At 34.0% G+C, this 6,292-nt stretch carries 2 protein-coding genes; one reads left to right on the top strand and one right to left on the bottom strand.

The window, feature by feature from the left end; all coding sequences use genetic code 11:
• On the bottom strand, positions 1-5,894 hold a 5,894-nt coding region (locus Q0138_RS09305; RefSeq protein WP_297983857.1), incomplete at its 3' end, for an Ig-like domain-containing protein.
• A gap of 68 nt (positions 5,895-5,962) precedes the next feature.
• Between Q0138_RS09305 and Q0138_RS09300 the strand changes: the two genes are divergently transcribed.
• On the top strand, positions 5,963-6,286 hold the full coding sequence (locus tag Q0138_RS09300; protein ID WP_297983854.1) for a hypothetical protein: 324 nt from the start codon (positions 5,963-5,965) through the stop codon (positions 6,284-6,286).
• The last annotated feature ends 6 nt before the right edge of the window (positions 6,287-6,292 follow it).

Here is a 6,292-nt window from a genome sequence, read left to right as displayed (position 1 = left end):
CATTGATCATTAAGGAAAGTGTTTTCCTCAACCCCAATATAATCTATAGGATGAAGGAAAAAACCTGACTTATATACTTCACCGATTTCATCATCCCAAGCATTTCTAATGATATTGCCATCACCATCCTTGATTACAAATCTATAATCATGCCATTCACCGCTAATATCAAGTCCTAAATCACCGTAAGTCCAGGATTTAATATTGCCAATATCAGATGCAGATATTGAATCAGAAACTGTATTTAAAAGAGCTTCATTATCATCAGGACCATAAACCTCTATGCTTATATCGCCTTGTGAACCTTCAGGACAGTATAAACCGAATACTGGAGTATCTAATATATAATTCCAATAGAAGTTTACAATTACTCTGAAACCATCATTATCCAGTTCAGGATCATTTACATATAAGACATATTCAAAGTTGGAAAGGAAATTGCCTTCAGCATCATAGGAGTCTATGCTAATTATATATTCACCAGCAGAACTTATTCCTAAATCAGATAAATCCCAAGCGACATAGCCTCTAGTAGGTACTTTTACACCTTCAGATTCTATTAAATCTCCATTCACCCTAATTTCAGTCACATCACTGATTTGTTCGATTACAAGTACAGGATATGGACAGTCCATATCAACATACTCATCATATTTAGGACAGATGGCAAGAATCTGTAATATTTTATCATCACGAATAATCTCATTATCATCATCAGATATGTATTTTAATGTCAGATTATATTTTCCAATAGATGAAAATTCTCCAGCATTAGGAATATTGAGTTCATTAAGTTCCCATCTGTCATTATGGTCTTCATTATAATCCTTATAAGAGGAAGTGTATTCATTGCCATCTTCATCTTTTGTAATGATTACAAATCTGCCGCCATTTATATTATCATTATACCAAATATCTATGACACCATCATCTGTGTATTCATAATAAACACCCCTAACATTCCAATCAAAATCATAATCAATGACGAAGTCAAGTGAACTTGGATTATCCTCATTCACAGAACTGTCAGTCCTATATCCATCAAATCCATTATAGTAAACCATTACATCATCATAGTGACCTGGAGCAATGGTGATGTTAAAATTAACTGGACCAAAGTGATAATTAATGTCGTTGCCGTTTTCACCAAATTCTGCAGCCAAATTCTTCAATGTATCATTGAAATAGACCTCATCACCAATCATAAGAATGACTTCACCATCATTATCTAAAGGAGAATTAATATTAACGAGCCAGTCATAATTAAGACCTGCCTCACCATCAATAAATATATCGATTGCGTGATAAAGCATTGCACCGAATTCGAATTCAAAAATGATTTCATCATCAGAATCCTTAATGACAACTCCGTAATGCCAGCCAGGTTCATTAATACCTAAATCAGCCAAAGTCCAGATTTTGAAATCATCTATATCGGAAGCGCTTATCTCATCATCAATGACATATAAAAGTTCATAATCAAGATATTCATCATCATCCTCATCAGCATAATAAATTTCAATGTTTATAGCACCTTCACTACCTTCAGGACAGTATAAAGCTGCTACAGGAGTGCTTGAAGTGAAGTAGTCCCAATCAATATTATGAACTAATCTGTAATATTCCTCTCCAATTCCAATTACATCTAGGGCACATGGATAATCAGCAAACAAATTGCCATCCTCATCATACAAGTGAAGTGTAAGATCATATTCCCCTGTAGAACTTATTCCCAAATCAGAGAGATACCAAACAAGCGGACCCCTATTAGGCAATCTTTGTCCTGAAACAGAATCAGAACCATCTACAGAAATACTGGTATCATCACCTGCACCATATATTGCTAAAACAAACAATGGGTCATCAACATAGACACTCCAATCCCCAGCTCTAACTTGAATATCACTTACATACAATTTTTTATCCTCAAAGATGATTTGCTCCTCATCATTAGAGACATATTTTGCACTTATGGTGTAAATTCCATTTTCAGCAATTCCTAAATCATCAATAGTCCAACGATCATCATAATCTTCATCAAGATCCCTTGTAACTGGGTCATTATCATCAACAGTGATTTCGATTCTGCCCTCATCTATATTGCCATTATGCCAAATAAAAAGGGCATCCTCATCATTAAGGCTAACAAAATCATAAATATCATAACCGAAGTCACCATCAAAATCCCATTCATCTTCATACAATTCAATAATTCCTGAAAAACGAACCTCATAAAGGTCATTTTCGAATAGGACTTCAATATCATAATATCCAGGGCCTAAGTCAAGATTGCTTGCATAAATGAAATAGTCGGCATATCCCTCATCATCAAACTTATCCAAGTCTTCCAAATTAGCTGAGAATATTGCTTCCTCTTCATCCCAAACAAAAATGGAGATTACTCCTTCATAGTCACTAGGAACAGTCACTATAACGATTTCATCATCACTGTCATAAAAAGCCACATCATAGATTTTAATTCCCACATCTGCATCCTCATCATAATAATACTGATCATCCTCATCCAATTGGATAAATCCATCGAAACGTACCTCATAATCATTATCAGCATCAAAATATCTGACGGATATCTCATAATATCCAGGGAATAAATCCAGATCTGCAGGAAGGATGATATAACTTATGTATCCATCATCTTCAAAATAGTTTTCAAACTCATCCACAGCCCAATCCAATATTGTATATTCATCATAATCATCATAAAGCATGATGGAAATTGCACCTTCATATTCACTAGGAACAGTCACTTGGACGATAGTATCCTCATCAGAATGAGCATTAACAAGATAACCGAATATTTCTATGGTAACAGCATCTTCATCATACACTTGATAATCATCATAGAGATACATGCTTCCAGTAAACTCAACATCAACATCACCATCAACATTAAAGAATCTGACAGTAATCTCATAAATATTAGGATAATAATCAAGGTCTGCAGGATAGATGTAATAAGTAATGAATCCATCATCATATTCATATTCATATTCAATATCATCTAATTCTTTCTCAAATAAATCTCCAACACCAGGACCTGTAATGACAATGCAGCCTTCATAATCCTCAGGAAGGGTAAGCATAACAATAGCTTCCTCATCATTCATATAATAGAACTCATCTTCAACTATTTCTATGGTGACATCACCTTCTGTTAATATTTGTCTTCCACGATTGTCCCCAATATCATTTTCACCATTTTCATCATTTACAGCATCATCTCCCTCATTTCCATCTGCAACCAGCTTGTTGTTGCTGATTTCATTTCCGGAAGAGGATATGACAATGGCATATTCCTCATCAGTGAAAATTTTATTGTTTGAAATGGTATTGCCCTCACTTTCAACATTTACATATCCGTTTAACTTATTGTCTGTAATTTCAGAACTTCCTGAAAGCAATGAAACTGATTGATCGTTTGAATCAACATCATTGCCAGTTATAGTTACTAAATCTTCAGAATCTGTTTTTACAACAATGCCTGCAGTTCCAATTTCAAGCTCAGCATCACTGACATCATCATCATCACCTTCATTTGTAGTGTCCAATGTGACTTGGTTGCCTTTAACAAGAGTTCCTCCACTGAGCACTACAATACCATAAGCATAATTTGCTTCCAATTCAATGTTATTGTTTCTTATTTCTTCTGAATCGTCATAAATACCTACAGCAAAGTATGAACGAGCCCAAATCTCATTATCAATATACCTTACCTGAAGACCTCCTTCAGGATTGGTATTGATTGAATAGGCCATCTTTTCTGCTCTAACATTAATATTATTGGACATTACATCCCCTAAACTTGGACCGTTAATGCTTATTGCTGAAGCATAATATTCAGAATCAACAGTTATTGCATTAGAATAAATATAAAAGTCCATTGAATCAATATTGATACCGTAAACATAAGATTGGCCATAGATGTCAATGCTATTGCCAATTACATCCACAAAGTCACAGTTTGTAATATTCACTGCACAGCTAAGGTTTGAACTGGAAGAGTAATCAATCAGGTTATTTTTAAAGACAAAACTGGATGCTCCTCCAACATAAATTAAATCACCGTCACCGGCATAATTTAAGACCAAATCATTAATTTCACAGTCTACACCTTCACCAATGATTATTCGAGTATCATTCAATACAGCATCTCTACCCTCAATTCTAACATCATCATTGATTGTTATGGAAGATATATAAAGTTCTGATGCAGAGAATTCACCTTCAAAGACTAAAAAACGAGCTTCGGTAGTCATTAGACCATTTTCATCAAAGAAGTCAAAGAAATTTTCAGGAGTGACGATTGTCTCATCCTCATCACCTTCATCATCATCACCTTCATCATCATCTTCAATTTCAAAAGTCACAGACATGTTTGTATTTAGGTGATTATCGTCTCCAGGATAATTAGCAACAAGCACATATTCTCCTGGCTCAAGTTCTTCCAATTCTAAATAAGCTAAACCCTCTTCATCAGTTTCTACTGTATATGCACAATCATCGAAATATAACTCAAGATTTCCTGAAACAGGATTTTCATTAATGTCAAATAAGTGGACAATGACTGTAATTCCATCATCAACATCTACTGAAAGATCAAGAATGGTATCTACTCTTTGAACTATAATCACATTTGATACTGATGAAGAAGCATAGTTTTCATCACCTGAATAAATTGCATTTAATGCATAAGCACCGGCATTCAAATCAGACAAAACAAGCTGTCCCACTCCATCAGCAATATCTAACACATATGCATTACCATCTAAAACGAATTCAACTGTTCCATCAATAGGACTGCCGTTAACATCTGTTAAACTGATAACAATTATACAATCTTCACCATAAACAATATCCTCTGCAGAAACTGCTATAACGGAATCCAAGACAGTGACATTAGTTTCATTGCCCACATCATTTTCAATGACAGCAAAGACAGTGGAGTTGCTTGAACCAAGATAATTCTCACCACCTAAAAAGATTGCCATAACGCTATAATTACCAACATCCAAACCTGAAGCGGAATATGATCCAAAACCATCAACCACACCCACAGTGGCATTACAATCAGGCAAAGCCAAAATCACCATACCTGAAACAGGATTGGAATTAAGATCAGTCACTGAAACTGAAACAACAGCAACCTCACCATAAAAAATATCCTCAACACTAACAGACAAAAGAGATTGAGCCTTAGAAACAACAAAACTTGTACTAGCTGAAGAATAAGAATAATAAGCACTGCCATTAAATATTACAGTACAATTATACTCACCAGCCGGCAGATTTGCAAGAGACAGTATGTCCATTCCCTCGATATCATAAGAAACCTCACGATCATTTAAAAACACATCAATAGTCCCATTAATCAAATTACCATTAGAATCAGTTAATATAATGTTAATTTCACCAATTTCACCATAAACAATATTTGATGCTGAAACATTAAGAATGGACTCTAAGACAGTGACATTCAAATCAGTACCATTACCAAAATCAGTACCATTCAAATCAGTACCATTACCAAAATCAGTACCATTATCTAAAGAAGTTTCATTATCAAAATAAGAGCCATTTCCATAACCAGTATCATTTATATAAATGGTTTCATTTCCATCACTAAGATAATTCTTGGATATGCTCTTTGAATCAATTTCCTTAGGATTATCACTTGAGATTAGATCACTTGAATCATCAGCAACCAAATCTCCACTATTTTCATAAATTACATACGAATCAACAGAAGAGACTGATAAATCATCCCCTGAATCATCAACTGCAAGCCCATCATCCAAATCCGATGCACTGGCAGCACCCATTGTTAAAATAGTTAGTAAAATCAAACTAACTATTACAATATGTTTATTTTTCATAAAAACTACCTTTTCAATAATTTAAAAAATTAGAAATTCAAGGCTATAAAAATCAACTTACAGATATTATGTCTCAAATTCAAAAAACTAAAACAAAATTTGCAAAAAGAGATGATGATTCTCAAACTTTATATGATAAGATTATGCGAAAAGCAGACGAACTTACATATGAAGAATATAGCTATTCAGATGCAGATTATTCAGTAGTTCAAGATGATATATTAAAGAAATTATTCCAAGCAAAGCTTCTTCATGAAGATGCTGAAAAACTAAAAGCAGGAAAAGATGAAAAGAAGAAGATTGAAAAACATATGAAATCATCAAGAGAAGCTGTGCAACAGATGAATATAGATGAAATAATTTCAGATTTTACTAGAAAGAGAGGAATATAGGATGAA

The organism is uncultured Methanobrevibacter sp. (assembly GCF_937906425.1).
GTDB lineage: Archaea > Methanobacteriota > Methanobacteria > Methanobacteriales > Methanobacteriaceae > Methanobrevibacter.
This window is presented reverse-complemented; position numbering and strand designations above follow the sequence as displayed.